The organism is Mixta hanseatica (genome assembly GCF_023517775.1).
Classification (GTDB): domain Bacteria; phylum Pseudomonadota; class Gammaproteobacteria; order Enterobacterales; family Enterobacteriaceae; genus Mixta; species Mixta hanseatica.
Window position 1 is genome coordinate 907,306 of sequence record NZ_CP082904.1, and the last position, 23,199, is coordinate 930,504.

Genomic DNA, 23,199 nt, shown 5'->3' on the forward strand with positions numbered 1-23,199 from the left:
GAACGCCGCCCTGATTATTGATGATTGTCGCAGGCTTACGCCTGCTCTAGCGCCAGCCGTAAATCCTCAATCAAATCGTCGCTGTTCTCGATGCCGATCGACAAGCGAATGGTCGCTTCGCCAATGCCGATACGCTGACGTACTTCAGCAGGCACCCCGGAATGGGTGGTGCTGCCCGGATGGCTGGCGAGCGATTCGGTGCCGCCCAGGCTTACCGCCAGCTTAAACAGCTGTAGCGCGTTCAGGAAACGAAAGGCAGCTTGCTGGCCGCCGCGTATATCAAAAGAAAAGGTGGAACCGGCGCCGCTGCTCTGTGCCTGAAAGGTTTTACCCGCCGGGGAATCGCTATCCAGAAACGAGAGATAGTGCAGCTTTTCTACTTTCTGATGAGCGCGTAAAAAATGAGCTACCGCTGCGGCATTGCTGTTGGCTTTTTCCATCCGCAGCGATAGCGTCTCCAGCGAACGGCCCAACATCCAGCTGGAATGCGGATCCAGCTGGGTGCCGATGGCGCTGCGCAGAGCGCGGACTTGATTCATCAGCACTTTACTGCCCATCGCCGCGCCGGCGATCAGATCGGAATGACCACCGACATATTTCGTCAGCGAATAGAGCGAAATATCCGCGCCGTGTTCCAGCGGGCGCTGGAACAGCGGGCCGAGCAGCGTATTGTCGCAGGCGATAATCGGACGAGAGCCCTGTTGCTGCTCAATCTTATCCGCCACGCGGCGAATCAACGCAATATCCACCAAGCTGTTGGTAGGGTTGGCGGGCGTTTCAATAAGAATGACCGCGACGCGGCCAGTTGCGATCGCCTGGTCGGCGGCTTCCTGCACTTTCTCCTCATCCAGACCATCGCTAAAGCCCACGGCCGCTACGCCAAGCTGATTAAAGGTTTTGCTAAGTAAGGTTTCCGTGCCGCCGTATAACGGCTGTGAGTGCAGGATAACGTCGCCAGGCCGAACAAACGCCAGCAGGGTAGTGGAAATAGCCGACATGCCTGAAGAGAACAGTACGCTGCTTTCCGCCCGCTCATAGACTGCCAGCCGGTCCTCGACAATCTCGCTGTTAGGATGATTAAAGCGCGAATAGACCAGCCCGCCCGATAAGCCCGCCGGCGGCTCACGTCGGCCTGAAACATAATCGAAAAAGTTACGGCCGTCTTCAGCGCTTTTGAAAACAAATGTCGAGGTCAAAAATACCGGTGGTTTCACCGCGCCTTCAGATAACGCCGGATCGTAACCGTAATTCAGCATCTGGGTTTCCGGCTGTAGCGGACGGTTGCCGATATGGTTTTTTTTCGTCTGGGCTGCACACATAAGCTCTCCTGGCGATGAAGCCGTCTGACATCATAAATTGAGCTTACGCTACCACAGTCGATCATCGGCTGATAAATGACTTAACGTTCTAACTTTACAACTAAAAACATCATTAAATAACGGTTTTTGGATGGTTAGCAGTCTGTATGTCTATTTTTTGCCGCAGGCAAACGTTGACCGCGCTGGGATATTTGCCGCACGAAATATGATAGACTTCGCTGCTTTCGACAGATGACGAAGCCTGAAGCTATGAAACACACCGTTGAAGTTATGATCTCCGAAGCGGAGATTCGCAATCGTATCGCCGAGCTGGGTCAACAGATCACCGAGCACTACCGCGACAGCGGCAGCGACATGGTGCTGGTAGGCCTGCTACGCGGCTCTTTTATGTTTATGGCTGACCTGTGCCGTACCATTGATGTCCCACACGAAGTCGATTTTATGACCGCATCCAGCTACGGCAGCGGCATGTCCAGCAGTCGTGATGTGAAAATCCTGAAAGATTTGGATGAGGATATTCGCGGGAAAGATGTGCTGATTGTGGAAGATATTATCGACTCCGGTAATACGCTGAGCAAAGTGCGGGAAATTCTCAGCCTGCGCGAACCTAAATCGCTGGCGATTTGTACCCTGCTGGATAAGCCTTCACGCCGTGAAGTCGCGGTAAACGTGGAATATATCGGCTTCTCTATTCCTGATGAATTCGTTGTCGGCTACGGCATTGACTATGCACAGCGCTATCGTCATCTGCCTTACATCGGCAAAGTGGTGATGCTGGAGGAGTAATCCGGGCGATTGTGCTGCCGAGACAGCACAATCGATTAAAGATAGCGGTTGCGGGACAGGCTATCATGCCGCCGCTGATTAGCGATGGCTTTCAGGGTGATTCAGCAGGTTAGCAATGCCGTGACGGTAACGCTGTTCAAGCAGTTCGCGGTTGGTGGCGGTCACTTCCAGATCGCGCAGGCAGCCATCGTGGATGCCGTACACCCAGCCGTGAATGGTCACTTTCTGCCCGCGTTTCCACGCTGATTGCAGAATGGTTGAGTGGCCCAGGTTATATACCTGCTCCATAACGTTGATTTCACAAAGCTTATCAAAGCGTTTCTCTGGCGGCAGTTCGCCAAGTAACGAGCTATGCTTGTACCACAAATCACGGATATGCAGCAGCCAGTTGTTGATTAGGCCCAGTTCCGGGTTTTCCACCGCCGCCTGTACGCCACCGCATCCGTAGTGTCCACAAATGATGATATGTTCCACCTCTAACACCTCTACCGCGTATTGCACCACGGAGAGACAGTTGAGGTCGGTATGAATCACCAGGTTCGCTACGTTACGGTGAACAAACAGCTCGCCTGGCTCCAGGCCGGTTAAGCGCTCGGCCGGAACGCGGCTATCGGAACAGCCAATCCATAAAAAGCGCGGTTTTTGCGCCAGAGCAAGGCGCTCAAAGAAGCCCGGGTCTTCTTCAACCAGAAGTTTGGACCATTCGCGGTTGTTGCTGATGAGTGTATCAATATCTTTCATAATGGTTATCGATCTGTAACAAGCAAATATGCGTTGCCGTACTATAGGACAACATCCGGCAATTTTAAACGGTAAAAAACGACAGTTAACAAAACAGGGTAAGCAACTTCTCTATGACGTATGCACTGGAACTTGAAAAGCTCACCAAGACCTATCCCGGCGGCGTGCAGGCGCTGAAAGGGATCGATCTGGCGGTAGAGGCGGGCGATTTTTATGCGTTGCTGGGGCCGAACGGCGCTGGTAAATCAACCACCATTGGCATTATCAGTTCACTGGTTAACAAAAGCGGTGGCCGGGTTCGCGTCTTTGGCTATGACCTGGAAAAAGATGTGGTCAACGCCAAGCGTCAGCTGGGGCTGGTGCCGCAGGAATTTAACTTTAACCCGTTTGAAACCGTATTACAGATTGTGGTTAACCAGGCGGGCTACTACGGCGTAGAACGTCGCGAAGCGCAGCAGCGAGCAGAGAAATATCTGACCCAGCTCGATCTGTGGAATAAACGCAACGAGCGGGCGCGTATGCTTTCCGGCGGGATGAAGCGCCGCCTGATGATCGCGCGCGCGCTGATGCATCAGCCCAAGCTGCTAATTCTTGATGAGCCGACCGCAGGCGTCGATATCGAGCTGCGCCGTTCAATGTGGGTATTCCTGAAAGAGCTGAACGCTCAGGGCACAACTATTATTCTTACCACCCACTATCTGGAAGAAGCCGAAATGCTGTGTCGTAATATCGGCATCATTCAAAGCGGCGAGCTGGTTGAGAACACCTCAATGAAAGGGCTGCTTTCCAAGCTTAAATCGGAAACTTTTATCCTCGATTTGGCGGCGAAAAGCGCGTTGCCGAAGCTGGAAGGCTTCCAGTACCGGCTGCTGGATACCTCGACGCTGGAAGTTGAGGTGATGCGCGAGCAGGGCCTGAACAGCGTGTTCAGCCAGCTTAGCGCGCAGGGCGTGCAGGTGCTCAGTATGCGTAACAAGGCGAACCGCCTGGAAGAGCTGTTTGTCAGTCTGGTGCAGGGAAAAACGGGAGGTCACGCATGATGCACTTATACTGGGTCGCGCTGAAAAGCATCTGGGCCAAAGAGATTAACCGTTTCGCCCGCATCTGGATCCAGACGCTGGTGCCGCCGGTGATCACCATGACGCTCTACTTTATTATTTTCGGTAACCTGATTGGCTCGCGTATCGGCGATATGCACGGCTTCAGCTATATGCAGTTTATCGTGCCGGGGCTGATTATGATGGCGGTGATCACCAACGCCTACGCCAACGTGGCATCCTCTTTCTTTAGCGCCAAGTTTCAACGCAATATCGAAGAGCTGCTGGTGGCGCCGGTGCCCACGCATATCGTGATTGCCGGTTACGTCGGCGGCGGCGTGGCGCGCGGGATCTGTGTGGGGATTCTGGTTACCGCGGTATCGCTCTTTTTTGTGCCGTTTCATGTGCATTCGTGGCTGATGGTGGCGGTAACGCTGCTGTTGACGGCGATTATGTTTTCTCTGGCGGGCCTGCTGAATGCGGTATTTGCCCGTACCTTTGACGATATCAGCCTGATCCCGACCTTTGTCCTGACGCCGTTAACTTACCTGGGTGGCGTTTTTTATTCGCTGACGCTGCTGCCGCCGTTCTGGCAGGCGGTATCCAAGCTCAATCCGGTGGTCTATATGATTAGCGGCTTCCGTTACGGCTTTTTAGGCATCAACGATGTTCCGCTGGTCTTTACGCTCTCAGTGCTGATCGCTTTTATCGTGGTGTTTTATATTCTCGCCTGGACGCTGATACAGCGCGGGCGCGGCTTACGCACCTGATATCGGATACTGAACGCGCTCTTCGGAGCGCGTTTTTTTTGCCTGCCACCAGCAAAAAGCCTGCGATACGCCTCGCAATCTGGATTGGTTCATTTGTACGATTTTATCGCTTATGCCAGGCTATCAGCGGTAAAAAAATAAAGGTGTGCTATGCCGCAGTTTCACTGGATTAACGAGCCAGCCGTCTGGCACCATGAGAACGCCCGTTTACATGTCGTCACCGACGGTCAAACCGATTTCTGGCGGGAAACCTGGTACGGTTTTACCCGCTTTAGCGGCCACTTCTGGGCCAGAGAAGTGCAGGAAGATTTTACTTTCCAGGCGCGTATACGCGCTGATTTCCATACGCTTTACGATCAGGCGGGCATTATGTTTATGGCCGATGAGCAGCACTGGCTGAAAGCGGGGATTGAATATAACGATGGTCAGCCGGCGATGGGCAGCGTTTTGACGCAGGGCGGTTCTGACTGGGCAACCGGTCCGTTTAGCGGCGATGCGCGCGATTTCTGGATGCGTTTAACGCTGCGCGACAGCGCTCTGCGGCTGCAATATTCCACTGATGGCGTAAACTGGCCGTTGCTGAGGCTATGCCCGATTGTCAACGCCGCGCGTTATCAGGTGGGCGTGATGTGCTGTACGCCGGAGCGCGCCGGGCTGGAAGTGGAATTTAGTGAAATAAGCCTGACGCCGCCCAATGGCAAAGCGCTACATGATTTAAGCTAAAGATGAATAAACGGGCGGGGCAGGGCTGCCCCGCCGCGGAAATCAGGCAACCTGCACCGGCACGGCTTTCGCCAGGCGCTTCATCTGATTATCACCTTCGAAATAAGCCACTTTGGGCTGCCACTGACGCGCTTCTTCATCTGACATCTGCACGTAAGAGCAGATAATCAGAATATCGCCTTCACAGGCGCAGCGGGCGGCCGCGCCGTTCACCGAGATAATTTTCGAGCCGCGCTCGGCGGCAATCGCATAGGTGGAGAAACGCTGGCCGTTGGTCACGTTATAAATATCGATCGCTTCGTACTGTAGGATGCCGGAAGCGTCGAGAAAATCCTGATCGATGGCGCAGGAACCTTCGTAATGCAGGTCAGCCTGTGTGACCTTCACCCGATGCAGCTTGCCTTGCAGCATGGTGCGTACCATATCTTTGTTACCTTGTTCTGCAACGAATCAAAAGATGAGCGACAGTATTCATGGATTACTGACGCTTGTCTACTGGGTCAGATCAACCGTTTGATTGTCAATCAGACGGGCTTTGCCCAACCATGCGGCCATCAGAATTACCGCGCGCTGGCTGTCTACATTCAGCGGCAGCAGCGTTTCAGCATCGCAGATGGCCAGGCCATCCGGCGTTAATCCTTTATCACGCAGCTCGGATTCGGCACTTTCGATAATCTCTTCGACATGTCGCTCGCCGTTGGCCAGCTTCGCCGCCATCGCCTTCATCGCCTGGCTTAGCGCCGGCGCCAGCTTACGCTCGTCAGCGGTCAGATAGCCGTTGCGCGAACTGAGCGCCAGGCCATCTTTCGCGCGTACCGTTGGCACGCCGATAATATCAATATCGTAACCCATATCCGCCACCATCTTGCGGATCAGCGCCAGCTGTTGATAATCCTTTTCGCCGAAGCAGGCCAGATCCGGCTGCACCAGGTTAAACAGCTTACTGACGATAGTGGAAACGCCACGGAAATGGCCGGGACGGCTGGCGCCTTCCAGCAGAGTAGAAAGCCCTGGCACCTCGACAAAGGTTTGCGTATCCAGACCTTTGGGATAGACATCGCCAGGTGCTGGCGCAAACACCAAATCAACGCGCGCACGGTTCAGCTTTTCACAGTCTTCCTGTAGCGTACGCGGATAGCGCGCCAGATCTTCAGCTCGATCGAACTGCATTGGGTTTACGAAAATGCTTACTACTACGATGTCGGCGCGTTCACGCGCTTCATCCACCAGCGTCATATGGCCTTCATGCAGGTTGCCCATGGTCGGCACCAGCGCAATGCGTTTGCCTTCCTGACGCCAGCGCCTGATTTCACGGCGTAACATCGGCAACGTTTCGATAATCAACACGGACTTTCTCCTGTTCACTGGAAACTGTGCTCAGCGGCGGGATAGCTTGCCTCTTCCACTTCCTGAATATACTGACGCACGGCGGCGCGAATATCACCGGTTTCGGCAAGGAAATTTTTCGCAAACTTAGGTATATGACCGCCGGTAATGCCAAAAGCGTCATGCATAACCAGAATTTGTCCGTCGGTGACGTTACCGGCGCCGATGCCAATAACCGGAATGTTCAGCGCCTGGGTGACGCGCTGCGCCAGCGCCACCGGCACGCATTCCAGCACCATCAGCTGAGCGCCGGCCGCCTCCAGCGCCTGCGCGTCGGCAAGCAGACGATCCGCCGCTTCGCTATCGCGCCCCTGGACTTTATAACCGCCAAAGATATTGACCGACTGCGGGGTCAGGCCCAGATGACCGCACACCGGCACCGCGCGCTCCGTTAGCATACGCACGGTATCCGCCAGCCAGGCGCCGCCTTCCAGCTTCACCATATTGGCGCCGGCGCGCATCAGCTGGCCCGCATTTTCACAGGTCTGCTGCGGCGTGGCGTAACTCATAAACGGCAAATCGGCGAGCAGCAGGCAATGCGGCGCGCCACGGCGTACCGCAGCGGTGTGATAAGCGATATCGTCTACCGTCACCGGCAGCGTGGATTCATGTCCCTGCACCGTCATGCCCAGTGAATCGCCGACCAGCATCACCTGCATGCCTTCATCGGCGAACAGACGGGCAAAGCTGAAATCGTAGGCGGTGATGGAGGCAAATTTTTTGCCTGCCTGTTTCCACTGGCGCAGGTGCGAAATAGTGGTGGGTTTCATGACAACCTCAGTATCTACGTTCTGGTGGGCGCAGTGTAAAGGATCGGGACGGTCAGAGGAAACTTCTTATCGTAACGGCAAGAGGCCGCCTGACAGGCGGCGGCGATTTTACCAGCGGTGGATGGCGCTGCAATCAAGTTTTTCTACGATATCAGCAAGATAGCGGCCATCAGGCAGCCGGGCCTGCGGGGCGATTTCCAGCAGCGGCACCAGCATAAAAGCGCGGTTATGCATATCGTAATGGGGCACCGTCAAGCGCGGCGTATTGAGCACCCGATCGCCAAACAGCAAGATATCCAGATCGAGCGTGCGCGGGCCCCAACGCTCCGCTTTACGCACCCGGCCCTGCTCCAGTTCAATGCGCTGCGTATGGTCAAGCAGCGCCTCTGGCGAGAGTTCACTGTCGAGCGCCACGGCGGCGTTAAGGTAGTCCGGCTGATCGGGCGGCCCGTAGGGCGGGGTACGGTAAAACGACGAGACCGCCGCCCGTCGCGTTTGCGGAATGGCATCCAGCGCATCAAGCGCGTTACGCACCTGATGCAGCGGATCGGCCAGATTGCTGCCTAAGGCAAGATAGACGCGGATCATACGTTGCTGCTGTTATCGCGGCGCGGAGCGGCGGGACGTTTGCGCGGACGACGCTGACGGCGGCGCGGTACTGGCTCATCGCCAAGATTTTTCAGCATATGATTCTGCTGCGGCGGCGCGGCGGCCTGGAATTCGCCCCACCAGTTCGTCAGACGCTGTAGCTCCGCATTGTTTTCCACCTCAGCGCGCAGCGCCAGCAAATCGTATGCGGCGCGGAACTTAGGATGCTCCATCAGCTTAATCGCACGCTTACCGTGACGACGCGACATCCGCAGCTGTAACTGCCAGATATCACGCACCAGCGTGGTAATGCGTTTCGGGATCGCCAGCGAACGGCACGCTTCATCCAGCACATCATTCATGGCCAATGCAAAAGCGTCGTAATAGGCGAGGCCGCTTTCCTGAGCGATACGCTGGGCGTTTTCCAGTTGCGGGTACCAGAACATTGCGGCGAACAGGAAGGCTGGGTTAACCCGCATCTGGTTTTGAATGCGCGTATCAGTATTTTTCAATACCTGCGCCAGCATCCGCTCCATCTGGCTGTCGCTATGCTCGGTAAAGCCGCGGCTCAGAATCGGGAACAGCGGCTGGAATAGCTGGTATTCGCGCAGCAGCAGGTAGGTTTTATAACCGTAGCCCGCCTGCAGCAGCTTCAGCGCTTCCTCAAACAGACGCGCCGGAGGAATATCGTTCAGCAGCGTGGCAAGACGCGGAATCGGCTCGGCGGTGGTTTCCGCGATGGTCATATCCAGCTTGGCGGCAAAGCGCACCACGCGCAGCATCCTGACCGGATCTTCACGATAGCGCGTTTCCGGATCGCCAATCAGGCGGATGATACCCTGCTGCAGATCCTGCAGGCCGCCGACATAATCGCGCACGCTAAAGTCAGCTACGCTGTAGTAAAGGCTGTTGATGGTTAAATCACGGCGCTGGGCGTCATCTTCAATGGTGCCGAAGATGTTGTCGCGCAGTAGCATGCCGTTTTGGCCGCGCTGGGCGTTGCTGTCTTCTTCAGCCTGATGATGACCGCGGAAAGTGGCCACTTCGATCACTTCCGGGCCAAACATCACGTGCGCAAGACGGAAGCGACGGCCAACCAGACGACAGTTGCGGAACAGCTTACGCATTTGCTCCGGCGTGGCGTTGGTGGTCACATCAAAATCTTTCGGCGCTTTACCCAGCAGCAGGTCACGGACACCACCGCCCACCAGATAGGCTTCATAGCCCGCTTTATTCAGGCGATAAAGAACTTTCAGGGCGTTTTCGCTAATGTCTTTGCGCGAGATGTTGTGACTTTCACGAGGGATGACGGTCATCTGCAGTTCGTCTTCCTCAACCTCTGCCAGCGCCGTGTCTTCACGACTCAGAACTTTACGGCAAAAATTAGCTACTCGGGTAAAAATAGGACACCTCGATAATGACGATAATTCGGTGGTAAAATCAGCGGCTAATCATAGCCTGTTGCGAACCATTTGAGAATGGTGTTGTCGTTTCAATGGCGGCCAGCGCGTCATCGCGCGGCACTTTTGCCAAATCCCACTGCGCAACGGCCAGCGCTAACAGCTGCGTGGTTGTTATATCCTGCCAGTTTTCCGGCGTGCTTTGTCCCAGAAAACGCAGCGCCTTTACCAGCACCGGACGCGGATCGCCATCCGGCAGGGCAGGGGCATGGTTCTGCTTCGACAGTTTGTTGCCGTCATGATTCAGCACCAGCGGCAAATGCAGATAAGCCGGTTCCTGCCAGCCCAGCTGCCGCCAGAGCGCAATCTGCCGTACCGTTGGCGCGATTAAGTCCGCGCCGCGCACGATTTCCGTCACGCCCTGAAAATGGTCGTCCACTACTACCGCCAGGTTATAGGCGAACAGCCCGTCGCGGCGGTGAATAATAAAGTCTTCTTCCGCCAGCGCGGGCTCGACGCGTACCGCGCCGCGCAGTAAATCATCGAACTGATAAACCGGCTGCCGCTGACGCAGACGCAACGCCGCCTGCTGCGGGCCAAGGTGCAGGTCGCGGCAGTGTCCATCATAAAAGCCGCCAATCTGCTGAATACGGCTACGGGTACAGGTGCAGTAGTAGCTTTGTCGATGCTGACGCAGCCACTCCAGCGCGTCGCGGTAGGCCTGATGCCGTTGCGATTGCCATACCACTTCACCGTCCCAGTGCAGGCCGTAGTGTTCCAGCTGATGCAGAATAGCGGTAGCGGCGCCGGGCACTTCACGCGGCGGATCGATATCTTCGATGCGAACCAGCCAGCGGCCGCCCTGAGCACGGGCGTGCAGATAGCTGCCAAGCGCGGCAATAAGCGAGCCGAAGTGAAGTTCACCGGAAGGGGAGGGAGCAAAACGTCCTGTACAGGATGTTGACATAACCGCTTTCACGTAATAGCAGCGAGGCGGGATAATCATCCCGCCCGCACTGCTTTTAACGTGCCGTTAGCCGGCCATTTGTTTTTCGCGGATTTCCGCCAGCGTTTTACAATCGATGCAAAGATCGGCGGTCGGACGCGCTTCAAGGCGACGAATACCGATTTCAACGCCACAGGATTCACAGTAGCCGAAATCGTCGTCTTCCACCTTTTTCAGAGTCTTCTCGATCTTTTTGATCAGTTTACGCTCGCGGTCGCGGTTGCGCAGTTCGAGGCTGAACTCTTCTTCCTGAGCGGCACGGTCGACCGGATCGGGGAAGTTAGCGGCTTCGTCCTGCATATGAGATACCGTACGATCGACTTCATCCCTGAGTTGATTACGCCACGCTTCTAGGATTTTCCTGAAGTGAGACAGCTGGGCTTCGTTCATATACTCTTCGCCCGGTTTCTCCTGGTACGGCTCCACCCCAGCGATGGCGAGAATACTCAGGGACGATGTTTTACGGTTTTGCCCTTCTTGCATGTTGTTTCTCCTGGATAACACGCACTATCGATCCCCAGAGGGGAAAAAAACAGGCCGCTATAAATAACAGAAGCAGTCAAGGTTGGCAATTATTCCTGAACATGTCTTGACAAGCCTGTGAGGAACAGCGTATTTAGCGCAACGCTACTTTCTATCACAGCAAATCGCACAAAATATTACAACGCCAGGTTTATCCGCTGATTCAGCCACATGCCCGCCGGTGATAACTGCGCCTTATAACAGAGGATCTCCACCCCGCTCTGTTGTGCCTGTGCCAGTTGTTCTGCGTAACGCACATCAATATGACGCGCGGGGGCTACGTCCTCAATCCCCGAGTGCAAAACAGTAAATAACATAACCGCGCGTTCGCCCCGCTGGGCGATGCTGGCCAGTTCACGCAGGTGCTTCTGGCCCCGAACGGTCACCGCATCCGGAAAGTATCCTTTACCCTGTTGTAACAGCGTTACGGATTTCACTTCAATATAGCACTCAGGCCTGTTGTGCGCCTGCAGCAGAAAATCGATTCGGCTACGTTCTGCGCCATATTTCACTTCAGCCCGCAGCTGCGGGTAACCAGATAATTCTGCAATTTTCTCTGCCGCCAGCGCTTCGCGTACCAGCTGATTCGCACGCAGCGTATTAACGCAGATAAGATGACCGGTTTGCGTTTCCGTCAGCTCCCAGCTGTGCGGATATTTGCGCGTCAGGCTGGTAGAAGTAGAGTACCAGACGGTATCGCCAGGCGTCGCGCAGCCGGTCATCGCGCCGGTATTGGCGCAGTGTATCGTTAATGTTTCGCCTTCCGGTGTGACGACGTCGGCAAGAAAACGTTTATAACGGCTTATCAGCCGCGCCGGACGCAATGCCGGTTGAAAATTCATAGCTTCTCCTGCAGCGGCCAGCTTTGCAGCGCGCGATAGCGGGTTCGTCCCTGGGCGAAAACCGACTGGTATAAAGAAAAATGATCCACCGTAAACTGCCAATGAAAATTGCGCGGCGGCAGAGCGACCGGGCGGGTCGCATTGCGCAGCAGCGTAATGTGCGGATGAAACGGTTGCGGGCTTTGATAACAGCCGCTGCGCGCCGCCTGAGCGCGCAGCATCTCCGCCAGCTGCAGCAGGCCGCGCGGCGCCTGACGACAGCCGAGCCACACTACGCCGGGGCGCGGCCAGTGACCGGCATCATCCAGATGCAGAGTAAACGCAGGCTGGCGAATACGTCCGGCCAGCTGTTGCAGCCCCTGCGCCTTTTCATCACTGATTTCGCCCAGGAACGCCAGCGTAATATGCAGGCTGGCGGCCACCACCGGGCGGCCAGCCTCCTCGGGAAACTGTTCGGCGCGCCAGCGAACCAGCTGCTGCTGTAGCGGTTTGGGTAAACCGATGCCGAAAAAGAGACGACGTGCGCTCATAACACTCTCCGGTAAACAACACAGAGGAATGCTACAATGCGCACCATCATAAGACCAATGCTGGACGGAGTTTCGTTTGAGTGAATTACCGGTAAGCGCCGTGCTGCCAGAGGTGCTGGCGGCGTTAAAACAGGCGCCGCAGGTATTGCTGGCTGCGCCGACGGGCGCAGGTAAATCCACCTGGCTGCCGCTGCGGCTGTTGCAGCAGGGCGACATTGCCGGGCGCATTATTATGCTGGAGCCGCGTCGTCTGGCGGCACGTAACGTGGCGCAGCGGTTGGCGGAGCAACTGGGTGAAGAGCCTGGCGCAACCGTAGGCTATCGCATGCGCGCCGACAGCCGCGTTGGGCCCGCCACCCGGTTAGAAGTGGTTACCGAAGGTATCCTGACGCGTATGCTGCAGCAGGACCCAATGTTGGACGGCGTAGGGCTGGTTATCCTTGATGAGTTTCATGAGCGTAGTTTGCAGGCCGATCTGGCGCTGGCGCTGTTGTTGGATGTACAGCAGGGGCTGCGCGACGATCTGCGTCTGTTAATTATGTCCGCTACGCTGGATAACGCACGCCTAAGCGCGCGTTTGCCCGCCGCGCCGTTGATCGTTTCCGAAGGGCGCAGTTTTCCGGTTGAGCGCCGCTACGCCAGCCTGCCGGCGCAGTTGCCGTTCGATGAGGCGATCGCGCGCGAAGTGGCCCAGCTGTTGCGTGAAGAGAGCGGTTCACTGCTGCTGTTTTTGCCCGGCGTCGGGGAAATCGAGCGGGTCAAAAACCAGCTGGCGCAGCGCGTCGGTAGCGATATTGAGCTGTGTCCGTTGTATGGCGCGCTGCCGCTGGCGGCACAGCGACGGGCGATTCTGCCGGCGCCGCCGGGCAAACGCAAAGTGGTGCTGGCGACCAACATCGCCGAAACCAGCTTAACCATCGATGGCATTCGTCTGGTGGTGGACAGCGCGCTGGAGCGCTCGGCGCGTTTCGATGCGCGCAGCGGCATTACGCGGTTACAAACTCAGCGTATCAGCCAGGCCTCAATGACGCAGCGCGCCGGACGCGCCGGACGTTTAGCGCCCGGCATCTGTTTACATTTGATCGGCCGCGAACAGGCGGAACGCGCCGCCGCTCAGAGCGAGCCGGAGATCCTGCAAAGCGATCTCAGCGCGCTGTGGCTGGATCTGTTGCAGTGGGGCTGCCATGACGCCGCGCAACTGAACTGGATCGATGCGCCGCCAGCACCTGCATTGCTGGCGGCGCAAACGCTGCTGCGGATGCTGGGCGCTCTGGGCGAGAACGATCAGCTGACGGCGCAGGGCCGTGCTATGGCGAAGCTGGGCAGCGAGCCGCGGCTGGCGGCGTTATTAACCGCCGCCCACGATCGCGATGCGCAGGCGACCGCCGCCCGGTTGGCCGCTATCCTCGAAGAACCGCCGCGTCAGGGCAGTCGTAATCTGCTTGATCATCTGTTTACCCCGCATACGGGCTGGCAGCAACGCGCTCGCCAGCTGCAAAAACGGCTGAACGTCGCGGGCGGTCACCCGGACGCGGCGCTGGCGCCCATGCTGCTGGCGCAGGCCTTCCCCGATCGCCTGGCGCGCCGACGTGGTGAAAGCGGACGCTACCAGCTGGCGGGCGGCCCGGGTGCGATGCTCGATCATGAAGATGGCCTGACGCGGCATGAATGGCTGATCGCGCCGCAGCTACTGCAGGGCGATGCGCAGACCGAGGCGCGTATCCTGCTGGCGCTGCCGGTGGATATCCATACGCTGCAGCGCGACTATCCCGGCCTGGTGCGTAGCGAAACCGATATCGAATGGGACGAGGCCAAAGCCACGCTGCGCGCCTGGCAGCGCGATAAAATCGGCGTGCTGGCGCTGAAATCGCAGCCGCTGGCGAAGCCTGACGTGGACGTGCTGCATCCGGCGATGCTGCGCTGGATCCGCGAAAAGGGGCTGGAAGTGCTTAACTGGACGCCGGAAGCGCAGCAGCTGCGGCTTCGTCTGCAGTGCGCTGCGCAGTGGCTGCCGGAGGAAAAGTGGCCGGCGATGGATGATGAGGCGCTGCTCGCCACGCTGGAAAGCTGGCTGCTGCCGGAAATGCGCAGCGTACGCGATATGAAAGGTTTACGTCAGGTTAGCCTGGTCGGCGCTTTATTACATTTGCTCACATGGTCACAACGTCAGCGGCTGGATAGTGCGCTACCAACTCATTACACTGTGCCGACCGGCAGCCGTCTGCCGATTCGCTACGATAGCGAGAAGCCGCCCGCGCTGGCGGTGCGCCTGCAGGAAATGTTCGGCGAGGCGCAAAACCCGACGATTGCGGAAGGGCGCGTGGCGCTGGTGCTGGAGCTGTTATCACCTGCGCAGCGGCCACTGCAGATCACTCGCGATCTCGCAGCTTTCTGGCAGGGCGCGTATCCACAGGTGCAGAAAGAGATGAAGGGACGCTATCCCAAACATGCCTGGCCTGACGATCCGGCCAGCGCGTTACCTACGCGCCGTACCAAAAAATATGCTGCGCCGCAGTAGCAAGGCAGCGCTGATTTCAGAGGGTTCTGCTTTTCGAAATAGAGCAGTAAGAACAGAGTAGCCGGCCATTACCTGGAGAAATGAAACGAATGTCTGGGAACGATCGCGAACCTATCGGGCGTAAAGGAAAACAGCCTAAACCGCCACGTCAATCGGGCGGACCGGGACGCCGCAGGGAAGAATATAACGACGAACAGAATGATGATGACCAGGAGGAAAGAGCGGTGCCACGTAAAGGAAAAGGGCGGCAAACACGCAGCAAAAAAAGAAAATGGCTGGGATGGTTAATTAAGCTATTTATCGTGGCTGTGGTGGTGATGGCCGCTTACGGCGTTTACCTCGACTCGGAAATCCGCAGCCGTATTGACGGCAAAGTCTGGCAACTGCCGGCGGCGGTATATGGTCGGATGGTCAGCCTTGAGCCGGGCATGGCCTATAACAAAAAAGAGATGATTGCGCTGCTGGAAGGCACACAGTATCGCCAGGTTACGCGGATGACGCGTCCCGGGGAATTTACCGTACAGGCCAACAGCATTGAAATGATCCGCCGGCCGTTTGATTTTCCTGACAGTAAAGAAGGGCAGATCCGCGCACGGCTGACCTTCAGCAACGACTCGCTGAGTGAAATTAAGAACCTTGATAACGGACGCGACTTTGGTTTCTTCCGGCTCGATCCGCGCCTGATTACCATGCTGCAATCGCCTAACGGTGAGCAGCGTCTGTTTGTGCCGCGTGCCGGTTTTCCCGATCTGCTGGTCGATACGCTGATTGCTACTGAAGATCGCCATTTCTATGAGCATGACGGTATCAGCTTCTATTCAATTGGCCGTGCATTCCTGGCGAATATCACCGCTGGCCGCGCGGTGCAGGGTGGCAGTACGTTGACGCAGCAGTTGGTGAAAAACCTGTTCCTCACCAACAAGCGTTCCCTGTGGCGTAAAGCCAACGAAGCCTATATGGCGCTGATCATGGATGCGCGTTATAGCAAAGATCGCATTCTTGAACTCTATCTGAACGAAGTCTATCTCGGACAGGCGGGTAACGATCAGATCCGCGGCTTCCCGCTGGCCAGCCTCTATTACTTTGGGCGTCCGGTTGATGAACTGAGCCTCGATCAGCAGGCGCTGCTGGTGGGTATGGTTAAAGGCGCATCGCTGTATAACCCATGGCGCAATCCGAAGCTATCGCTGGAGCGTCGCAACCTGGTGTTGCGTCTGTTGCAACAGCAGAAGGTGATCGACCAGGAGCTGTATGACATGCTCAGCGCCCGACCGCTTGGTGTGCAGCCAAAAGGCGGCGTGATTACCCCGCAGCCCGCCTTTATGCAGATGGTTCGCGGCGAACTGCAGGCGAAGCTAGGGGATAAAGTGAAAGATCTCTCCGGGGTGAAAATTTTCACCACGCTCGATCCGGTTTCGCAGGACGCGGCGGAAAAAGCGGTGGAAGAGGGCATTCCGGCGCTGAAAAAACAGCGCGGCCTGAAGGATCTGGAAACCGCGATGGTGATTGTCGATCGCTTTAGCGGCGAAGTTCGGGCGATGGTCGGCGGGGCCGATCCGCAATTTGCCGGCTATAACCGCGCCATGCAGGCGCGTCGCTCTATCGGCTCGCTGGCTAAACCGGCCACCTATCTGACGGCGCTGTCGCAGCCTGATACCTGGCGTCTGAATACCTGGATTGCCGATGAACCGATCGCACTGAAGCAGCCAAACGGGCAGGTATGGAAACCGCAGAACGACGATCGTCGCTTTAGTGGTAAAGTCATGTTGGTGGATGCACTGACTAACTCCATGAACGTTCCTACGGTAAACCTGGGGATGACGCTGGGGTTGGACAACGTGGCGAATACCTGGGTCAAACTGGGGCTGCCGAAGGATCAGCTGCATCCGGTGCCGGCCATGCTGCTGGGTGCGCTAAACCTGACGCCGGTTGAAGTGGCGCAGGCGTTTCAGTCGATTGCCAGCGGCGGTAATCGCGCGCTGCTCTCGGCCGTGCGCTCGGTGATTGCCGAAGATGGCAGCGTGCTGTATCAGAGTTTCCCGCAGGCGGAGCGCGTTGAACCGGCGCAAGCGGCTTATCTGACGCTGTATACCATGCAGCAGGTGGCGGCGCGCGGCACCGCGCATGCGTTGGGCGCAAGGTATCCTAATGCGCACCTTGCCGGGAAAACCGGCACCACTAACAATCAGGTCGACAGCTGGTTTGCCGGTGTGGATGGCAAAGAGGTAGCGATTACCTGGGTAGGACGCGACAATAACCAACCGACGAAGCTCTATGGCTCTTCTGGTGCGATGCAGCTCTATCGTCGCTATCTGGATAATCAGTCGCCGATGCCTCTGGTGCTGACGCCGCCGGAGGATATTGCTTCGATGGCGGTCGATTCTGCCGGCAACTTTGTCTGTGATACCGGCAGTAGCGGCTGGCGTACGCTACCGGTTTGGACCACCGATGCGACAGCGCTTTGTCAGCAGCAGATGCAGCAACAGATGCAGCAACAGCAGCAGCAACAGCAGCAGCAACAGCAGCAGCAAATGGAGCAGCAGCAACCGCAGCAACAGCCGCAGCAAAAGCAGGATAGCGATGGCGTTGCCGGATGGATCAAGGATATGTTTGGCGGTGATTAAACCGCGTTACTGAGCCATAAAAAAACGGGCGCATCCTGAAGGAGCGCCCGTTTTTTATAGCGAGCTTTTGGTTTAAAGCTCTTTATTTAATATCACAGGGCGGTTAAATAAGGCCTTAGGTTTTATTTAAGCAATTAAACCTATTTAAGATCTTGTTTGTTCCCCCTTAAGTAAACTGTGCGGTTGTTTTTTATTGCTTTGTGAGAAATTGCTGTGTTATTTTTTTTCAGGCAATAGCTGGTCCGTTAAAAAGCAGTTTGCGGTCCATCTGCTTGCTAATTTTCTTTTGCTTTATTAAGTCGGCCAATTATCGGATTTTTCCAAAGCGCTTAACCTTTTGTAATATTGCTTAGCGCTTTTAGCCAGCAGAATCGAAAGATGTGGGCATCATTATTAATGAAAAGGAATTTACTGTGGGCAATCTCTTAAAAAATATCAACCTATCCGCTAAGTTAGCGATGCTGGGCATTTTCGCCCTCGCACTGTTTCTTTTACCTACCGCGCTGTTGCTTAATCAAGGCAATCAAGCTATTGATGTGAAGCAGCAGGAGATAAACGGTATTCCAACAGCAAAGCAGTTATTAACCTTACTTGATGCGTACCAGCGTCACTGGCATGAAAGTCATATCGTCATTTCCCAGCAGAAAAACATGTCGTCAGCCCTTTCAGCAGAAATAAGCCAGATAGAAAAGCTGCAGACTTCATTGCTTAACACGTTGACTACGTCGCAGGCCAAATTTGCTATGAAAAAGATGCAAAGCACCATTGATGAATGGGCAGAGCTGCAGCGCAGCCTGAATAATCCCGCCTTCACGCTGAGTGACAACAACTTAAGTCATGAAAAATTAATGGCCTCATTGCTGGACGTTTCCGTAGACCTACTCGATTTTTCACAGCTGTCGCTCGATGCGGATTTGGACAGCTATCAGCTGATGTTGAGTACCTTTACCCGCGTACCGGAAATGATGACCGGCCTCGCTCAGGTGCGCGGCAGCGGTGCGGAATTTTTAGCGACCAATAACGTGAAGAAAGAGGTGATGCTGCCAACTTACTGATTTAGTGTATGATGGTGTTTTTGAGGTGCTCCAGTGGCTTCTGTTTCTATCAGCTGTCCCTCCTGTTCAGCTACTGACGGGGTGGTGCGTAACGGCAAAAGCACCGCCGGACATCAGCGCTATCTCTGCTCTCACTGCCGTAAAACATGGCAACTGCAGTTCACTTACACCGCTTCTCAACCCGGTACGCACCAGAAAATCATTGATATGGCCATGAATGGCGTTGGATGCCGGGCAACTGCCCGCATTATGGGCGTTGGCCTCAACACGATTTTACGTCACTTAAAAAACTCAGGCCGCAGTCGGTAACCTCGCGCATACAGCCGGGCAGTGACGTCATCGTCTGCGCGGAAATGGACGAACAGTGGGGCTATGTCGGGGCTAAATCGCGCCAGCGCTGGCTGTTTTACGCGTATGACAGGCTCCGGAAGACGGTTGTTGCGCACGTATTCGGTGAACGCACTATGGCGACGCTGGGGCGTCTTATGAGCCTGCTGTCACCCTTTGACGTGGTGATATGGATGACGGATGGCTGGCCGCTGTATGAATCCCGCCTGAAGGGAAAGCTGCACGTAATCAGCAAGCGATATACGCAGCGAATTGAGCGGCATAACCTGAATCTGAGGCAGCACCTGGCACGGCTGGGACGGAAGTCGCTGTCGTTCTCAAAATCGGTGGAGCTGCATGACAAAGTCATCGGGCATTATCTGAACATAAAACACTATCAATAAGTTGGAGTCATTACCAAGAAAGAGGCGGATTATGTCCGTGTTTCTTATCAAATAGAGCAAGCGAAAAGATCGCTGGATATATTCCATAAATACTTTGATAAAACCTTTATTCTGAACGATGAGTTAAAAACAAAATTAGCCCAGCCGGTCGATCAGCTATGGAAAGAAACTGCCGCTGTGCTTCAGATCGCAGATAATATCTTTACCCACCGGCAGGCGATTAAACTGAGTGAAAGCGATTATATGCTGCGCTTCGACTCTGTTTTAGCTAAATATGAACGTATTGGCCTGGCAGCAGCCGATGAACTTTCACAAATGCTGGATAAACAGGCCGGCGCTAAACGTCTTTCACAACTATGGTTATTGGGCTCGCTAATCGTACTGGCATTATTGATGGTTGCCTTTACCGTATTTATTGTAAAAACGGTAACCCGTCCGTTGAATGAAGCGACCCGCATTGCGCAGAAGGTCGCCAGCGGCGATTTAACCCATATTATTCAGGTGGAAGGCAATAATGAAACGGCTTCCCTGTTGCGTTCATTAAGCGAAATGACGCATCGCCTGTCGAATTTAGTTTACTCTATTCAGGAAAGTTCGGACGTTATCGCCCACTCTTCGGAAGAGATCGCCAGCGGCAACCAGAATCTTTCTGAACGGACGGAAAGCCAGGCCTCATCGCTTGCCGAAACGGCGGCCAGCATGGAACAGCTGACCTCTATTATTGGTCAAAATGCGGATAATACGCGTCACGCCGCTGAAATGGCGCAGGAAGCGACCGAAGCGGCATTAAGCGGCGGGGAAGCGATGGAGTCGGTCAAAACCTCAATGGAGCAGATCAATAACAGCGCCGGACAAATCCAGGAAATCATTGGCGTGATTGACGGCATCTCTTTTCAAACCAATATACTGGCGCTGAATGCCGCGGTGGAAGCGGCGCGCGCGGGCGAGCATGGTAAAGGTTTTGCCGTAGTAGCCGCTGAAGTACGTGCGTTGGCGCAGCGTTCAGCTACTGCCGCTCGCGAAATCAAACAGCTGATTGAACAGTCGGTAGTGCATTCGATGCAGGGCATTACTATGGTGCAGGACGCCCGGACGAAAGTGAACCAGAGCGTAACCTCTATCGAACAGACTGCGCAGATGGTTAAAGATATTTCTTCTTCCTCGAAAGAGCAAAGCGCCGGGATTTCGCAGATCAGCATCGCCGTTAATCAGATGGACAGCTCAACTCAGCAGAACGCCGCGCTGGTAGAGCAATCGGCAGCGGCTTCAGGTTCGCTGGCTGAGCGAGCAAGAACATTGCGTGAGGTTATCTCAGTGTTTCGCACCAGCAAAACGGAATAAAGCGGCTCAGGGCAGGGCTGCATTATCATCTCGCCCTTCCAGACACTAATAACAGCATCAGCAGCAAAGCAACACCGCAAACAGGGAAAAGGTTAATTCGGGCGCATTCAGGATGCGCCCGTTTTTTGATCTGACTCATAGCGCCCCGGGCACCGCTCTAAAGCTAGCCTGAATCGGGAGCGCATCGCCGCATTACCGCTTGCAGATCTGAGTTTGTTTCGCATATTATCCAACCACAACAATAAGCATACGAATAATTATCGTTTGCGTTTCCTTTTTCATCGTCTTTTCTATTTCCACTCAGAGAAAACATAATGGCAAATGCGCGTAGTAAAATCTTTGCTGCATCCGCTTCGGCGGGCTTATCGAAACGTCCGCTGGCGGTGCTGGTGGCTTTAACCCTGGCGGGAGGAAGTTCTGCGTTTGCGGCAGAGCAGACGCTAGTGGTTGATGCTTCAGCCGCCGCGCCGCAGGAAAGCGCATGGGGGCCGGCGGCGACTATCGCCGCTAAGCATAGCGCCACCGGCACCAAAACCGACACGCCGATTGAAAAGAACCCGCAGTCAGTCTCGGTGGTGACGCGTCAGGAAATGGATATCCATCAGCCAACCTCCGTTAAAGAAGCGCTGGGCTATACGCCGGGCGTGACGGTTTCTACGCGCGGCGCATCAAACACGTATGATGCAGTCAAAATTCGTGGTTTTGGTTCGGTTAACCAGAACAATTATCTGGATGGCCTGAAGTTGCAGGGCGACTTCTATAACGAAGTCCTTATCGATCCCTATATGCTTGAGCGCGTAGAGCTACTGCGCGGCCCGACTTCCGTACTGTATGGTAAAAGCAGCCCGGGCGGGATTATTACCATGACCAGCAAACGTCCGACGACAGAGCCGCTGCGTGAAGTGCAGTTCAAGATGGGCACCGATAATCTGTGGCAGACCGGGTTCGACTTCAGCAATGCGCTGGATGATGCCGGGGTCTATGCGTGGCGTCTTACCGGCGTGGCGCGTTCGAATGATAACCAGCAGGAGCGCGCGAAAGAGAAACGCTACGCTATTGCTCCATCCTTTACCTGGCGCCCAGATGATAAAACCAACCTGACGCTGTTGGCTAACCTGCAGGATTCGCCGGAAACCGGCTATTATGGTTGGTTGCCGAAAGAGGGGACCGTAGAACCCTTACCGAACGGTTCTCGTCTGCCGGTTAGCTTTAATGAAGGCGCCCGCAACAACACCTACTCGTTGTCGCATAAATTAGTTGGCTATAGCTTCGAGCACGGCTTTAACGACACATTTACGGTGCGTCAGAACCTGCGTTACGTAGAGGCAAAAACCTCGCAAAAAAGCATTTACGGCTACGGTATAAGCGCCGATAACCCCTATATCCTGAATCGTAGTACCGTGGTTGATAATGAAAAACTGCATAACTTCGCTGTTGATACGCAGCTTGAAAGCCAGTTTGCGACCGCAGCGGTAACGCACACGCTGTTAACAGGTATCGATTTCCAACAGATGCGTAACGATATCAATGCCCTGTTTGGCACTGGCACACCTCTGGATTTACGTAACCCGGATTACAGCGATTATGCTTTTGGCGCCGCTACTCCGTACCAGCAAAACAAGCAGAAGCAGACCGGGCTTTATGTGCAGGATCAGGCGGAGTGGAATCGATTCGTTCTGACCGCAGGCGGACGCTATGACTGGTTAAAACAGTCTACGCGCGCTTACCAGGCGGGTACCTATACCGAGCGCAGCGACAGCCAGTTTACCGGACGCGTGGGGCTGAACTATCTGTTTGATAATGGCATTACGCCTTACGTTAGCTATAGCGAATCGTTCGAGCCTAATTCCGGCGCGGATGCCGCTGGTCATACCTTTAAGCCCTCTAAAGGCCGTCAGTATGAAGCGGGCGTTAAATATGTGCCGAAAGACCAGCCGATTGTGCTGACCGCAGCTATCTATCAGCTGACTAAAACCAACAACCTGATGTCCGATCCCGCCAATCCTTATTCATCTATTCAGGGTGGAGAGATTCGCTCGCGCGGCGTAGAGCTGGAAGCGAAAGCGGCGTTAACGGCCAATATCAATATGACCGCGTCTTACTCCTATACCGATGCGGAATACACCAAAGACACTACCATGAAAGGCAATACGCCGGAGCAGGTACCAAAGCATATGGCTTCGCTGTGGGGCGATTACACCTTTAATGAGGGGCCGTTAAGCGGCCTGACGCTGGGCACTGGTGGTCGTCTGATCGGTTCCAGCTATGGCGATCCGGCGAACAGCTTTAAAGTCGGCAGCGCCGCCGTGGTCGATGCCGTGGTGAAATATGACCTTGGTCGTTTCGGCATGTACGGCTCCAGCTTAGCATTAAACGTTAACAACCTGCTGGACCGCGAATATGTCGCCAGCTGCTTCCAAACCTACGGCTGTTTCTGGGGCGCGGAACGCCAGGTGGTTGCTACCGCAACATTCCGTTTCTAAATCCATCCATCCGGGCGCGGCTTTGGT

Annotated in this window: 20 protein-coding genes and 1 pseudogene; 10 read left to right on the forward strand and 11 right to left on the reverse strand. The window is 55.3% G+C overall.

From position 1 onward, the window contains the following. Window positions 1-35: 35 nt before the first annotated feature. Window positions 36-1,319: a cystathionine gamma-synthase family protein gene (locus K6958_RS04215; RefSeq protein WP_249893494.1), complete on the reverse strand. Its 1,284-nt coding sequence runs from the start codon at window positions 1,317-1,319 to the stop codon at window positions 36-38. A gap of 249 nt (window positions 1,320-1,568) precedes the next feature. Between K6958_RS04215 and hpt the strand changes: the two genes are divergently transcribed. Then, window positions 1,569-2,105, forward strand: coding sequence for a hypoxanthine phosphoribosyltransferase (gene hpt / locus K6958_RS04220; RefSeq protein ID WP_249893495.1), 537 nt, complete (start codon window positions 1,569-1,571; stop codon window positions 2,103-2,105). A gap of 78 nt (window positions 2,106-2,183) precedes the next feature. Here the strand turns inward: hpt and can are convergent, their stop codons facing one another. Then, complete coding sequence (gene can / locus K6958_RS04225) at window positions 2,184-2,846, reverse strand: carbonate dehydratase (RefSeq protein WP_249893496.1); 663 nt, start codon at window positions 2,844-2,846, stop codon at window positions 2,184-2,186. Window positions 2,847-2,959: 113 nt separating this feature from the next. Here can and K6958_RS04230 point away from each other — a divergent pair, with 113 nt between their 5' ends. The 3 genes from K6958_RS04230 to K6958_RS04240 all read left to right on the forward strand — a co-directional run bounded on the left by K6958_RS04230 (window position 2,960) and on the right by K6958_RS04240 (window position 5,376). Beyond that, window positions 2,960-3,886, forward strand: coding sequence for an ABC transporter ATP-binding protein (locus K6958_RS04230; protein WP_249893497.1), 927 nt, complete (start codon window positions 2,960-2,962; stop codon window positions 3,884-3,886). Further along, the gene (locus K6958_RS04235; protein WP_085067952.1) at window positions 3,883-4,653 is read left to right on the forward strand and encodes an ABC transporter permease; all 771 of its coding nucleotides are present in this window, start codon (window positions 3,883-3,885) and stop codon (window positions 4,651-4,653) included. Before K6958_RS04230 ends, K6958_RS04235 begins: the two co-directional genes overlap by 4 nt. Before the next feature lie 150 nt (window positions 4,654-4,803). Beyond that, window positions 4,804-5,376: a DUF1349 domain-containing protein gene (locus K6958_RS04240; RefSeq protein WP_249893498.1), complete on the forward strand. Its 573-nt coding sequence runs from the start codon at window positions 4,804-4,806 to the stop codon at window positions 5,374-5,376. A gap of 42 nt (window positions 5,377-5,418) precedes the next feature. Here the strand turns inward: K6958_RS04240 and panD are convergent, their stop codons facing one another. The 9 genes from panD to thpR all read right to left on the reverse strand — a co-directional run bounded on the left by panD (window position 5,419) and on the right by thpR (window position 12,420). Further along, window positions 5,419-5,799, reverse strand: coding sequence for an aspartate 1-decarboxylase (panD, locus tag K6958_RS04245; RefSeq protein WP_249893499.1), 381 nt, complete (start codon window positions 5,797-5,799; stop codon window positions 5,419-5,421). A 69-nt stretch (window positions 5,800-5,868) separates the two neighbouring features. Continuing rightward, window positions 5,869-6,723: a pantoate--beta-alanine ligase gene (panC, locus tag K6958_RS04250; RefSeq protein ID WP_249893500.1), complete on the reverse strand. Its 855-nt coding sequence runs from the start codon at window positions 6,721-6,723 to the stop codon at window positions 5,869-5,871. A gap of 14 nt (window positions 6,724-6,737) precedes the next feature. After that, window positions 6,738-7,532, reverse strand: coding sequence for a 3-methyl-2-oxobutanoate hydroxymethyltransferase (gene panB, locus K6958_RS04255; protein WP_249893501.1), 795 nt, complete (start codon window positions 7,530-7,532; stop codon window positions 6,738-6,740). A gap of 108 nt (window positions 7,533-7,640) precedes the next feature. Continuing rightward, window positions 7,641-8,120, reverse strand: a complete 480-nt coding sequence (folK, locus tag K6958_RS04260; RefSeq protein ID WP_249893502.1) for a 2-amino-4-hydroxy-6-hydroxymethyldihydropteridine diphosphokinase — start codon at window positions 8,118-8,120, stop codon at window positions 7,641-7,643. Continuing rightward, window positions 8,117-9,523, reverse strand: coding sequence for a polynucleotide adenylyltransferase PcnB (pcnB, locus tag K6958_RS04265; RefSeq protein WP_249894595.1), 1,407 nt, complete (start codon window positions 9,521-9,523; stop codon window positions 8,117-8,119). The genes folK and pcnB overlap by 4 nt, the downstream gene beginning before the upstream one ends. A 37-nt stretch (window positions 9,524-9,560) precedes the next feature. Then, on the reverse strand, window positions 9,561-10,487 hold the full coding sequence (gene gluQRS, locus K6958_RS04270) for a tRNA glutamyl-Q(34) synthetase GluQRS (RefSeq protein ID WP_249893503.1): 927 nt from the start codon (window positions 10,485-10,487) through the stop codon (window positions 9,561-9,563). 66 nt (window positions 10,488-10,553) lie between these two features. Further along, the gene (gene dksA, locus K6958_RS04275) at window positions 10,554-11,009 is read right to left on the reverse strand and encodes an RNA polymerase-binding protein DksA (RefSeq protein WP_013507920.1); all 456 of its coding nucleotides are present in this window, start codon (window positions 11,007-11,009) and stop codon (window positions 10,554-10,556) included. 176 nt (window positions 11,010-11,185) lie between these two features. Then, window positions 11,186-11,890: a DNA/RNA nuclease SfsA gene (sfsA, locus tag K6958_RS04280; protein WP_249893504.1), complete on the reverse strand. Its 705-nt coding sequence runs from the start codon at window positions 11,888-11,890 to the stop codon at window positions 11,186-11,188. Further along, the gene (gene thpR / locus K6958_RS04285) at window positions 11,887-12,420 is read right to left on the reverse strand and encodes an RNA 2',3'-cyclic phosphodiesterase (RefSeq protein ID WP_249893505.1); all 534 of its coding nucleotides are present in this window, start codon (window positions 12,418-12,420) and stop codon (window positions 11,887-11,889) included. Before thpR ends, sfsA begins: the two co-directional genes overlap by 4 nt. A gap of 76 nt (window positions 12,421-12,496) precedes the next feature. Between thpR and hrpB the strand changes: the two genes are divergently transcribed. From hrpB to fhuA, 6 genes and pseudogenes are all read left to right on the forward strand, one after another. Further along, window positions 12,497-14,938, forward strand: a complete 2,442-nt coding sequence (gene hrpB / locus K6958_RS04290) for an ATP-dependent helicase HrpB (RefSeq protein ID WP_249893506.1) — start codon at window positions 12,497-12,499, stop codon at window positions 14,936-14,938. Window positions 14,939-15,027: 89 nt separating this feature from the next. After that, window positions 15,028-17,562 carry a bifunctional glycosyl transferase/transpeptidase gene (gene mrcB / locus K6958_RS04295; RefSeq protein WP_249893507.1) on the forward strand — a complete coding sequence of 845 codons (2,535 nt, stop codon included), beginning with the start codon at window positions 15,028-15,030 and terminating at the stop codon, window positions 17,560-17,562. 380 nt (window positions 17,563-17,942) lie between these two features. After that, window positions 17,943-18,617, forward strand: coding sequence for a hypothetical protein (locus K6958_RS04300; protein ID WP_249893508.1), 675 nt, complete (start codon window positions 17,943-17,945; stop codon window positions 18,615-18,617). 33 nt (window positions 18,618-18,650) lie between these two features. Next, window positions 18,651-19,348 (forward strand): IS1-like element IS1A family transposase gene (locus tag K6958_RS04305; RefSeq protein WP_103215986.1). Its coding sequence is split into 2 segments (ribosomal slippage): window positions 18,651-18,900 and window positions 18,900-19,348, totalling 699 coding nucleotides; the frame shifts between segments, so codons are not numbered across the junction. Between the two features lie 315 nt (window positions 19,349-19,663). After that, window positions 19,664-20,689: pseudogene (locus K6958_RS04310) on the forward strand (methyl-accepting chemotaxis protein); the annotation flags it as partial. 314 nt (window positions 20,690-21,003) lie between these two features. Beyond that, the gene (gene fhuA / locus K6958_RS04315; RefSeq protein WP_249893510.1) at window positions 21,004-23,172 is read left to right on the forward strand and encodes a ferrichrome porin FhuA; all 2,169 of its coding nucleotides are present in this window, start codon (window positions 21,004-21,006) and stop codon (window positions 23,170-23,172) included. Window positions 23,173-23,199 lie beyond the last annotated feature (27 nt).

Excerpts from the sequence above, each read along its gene's own strand:
- panD (WP_249893499.1), bottom strand. The coding sequence starts at position 5,799 with ATGGTACGCACCATGCTGCAAGGCAAGCTGCATCGGGTGAAGGTCACA.
- K6958_RS04240 (WP_249893498.1), top strand. The coding sequence starts at position 4,804 with ATGCCGCAGTTTCACTGGATTAACGAGCCAGCCGTCTGGCACCATGAG.
- sfsA (WP_249893504.1), bottom strand. The coding sequence starts at position 11,890 with ATGAATTTTCAACCGGCATTGCGTCCGGCGCGGCTGATAAGCCGTTAT.
- panB (WP_249893501.1), bottom strand. The coding sequence starts at position 7,532 with ATGAAACCCACCACTATTTCGCACCTGCGCCAGTGGAAACAGGCAGGC.
- dksA (WP_013507920.1), bottom strand. The coding sequence starts at position 11,009 with ATGCAAGAAGGGCAAAACCGTAAAACATCGTCCCTGAGTATTCTCGCC.
- hpt (WP_249893495.1), top strand. The coding sequence starts at position 1,569 with ATGAAACACACCGTTGAAGTTATGATCTCCGAAGCGGAGATTCGCAAT.
- K6958_RS04230 (WP_249893497.1), top strand. The coding sequence starts at position 2,960 with ATGACGTATGCACTGGAACTTGAAAAGCTCACCAAGACCTATCCCGGC.
- K6958_RS04215 (WP_249893494.1), bottom strand. The coding sequence starts at position 1,319 with ATGTGTGCAGCCCAGACGAAAAAAAACCATATCGGCAACCGTCCGCTA.
- mrcB (WP_249893507.1), top strand. The coding sequence starts at position 15,028 with ATGTCTGGGAACGATCGCGAACCTATCGGGCGTAAAGGAAAACAGCCT.
- K6958_RS04235 (WP_085067952.1), top strand. The coding sequence starts at position 3,883 with ATGATGCACTTATACTGGGTCGCGCTGAAAAGCATCTGGGCCAAAGAG.
- can (WP_249893496.1), bottom strand. The coding sequence starts at position 2,846 with ATGAAAGATATTGATACACTCATCAGCAACAACCGCGAATGGTCCAAA.
- folK (WP_249893502.1), bottom strand. The coding sequence starts at position 8,120 with ATGATCCGCGTCTATCTTGCCTTAGGCAGCAATCTGGCCGATCCGCTG.
- thpR (WP_249893505.1), bottom strand. The coding sequence starts at position 12,420 with ATGAGCGCACGTCGTCTCTTTTTCGGCATCGGTTTACCCAAACCGCTA.
- gluQRS (WP_249893503.1), bottom strand. The coding sequence starts at position 10,487 with ATGTCAACATCCTGTACAGGACGTTTTGCTCCCTCCCCTTCCGGTGAA.
- fhuA (WP_249893510.1), top strand. The coding sequence starts at position 21,004 with ATGGCAAATGCGCGTAGTAAAATCTTTGCTGCATCCGCTTCGGCGGGC.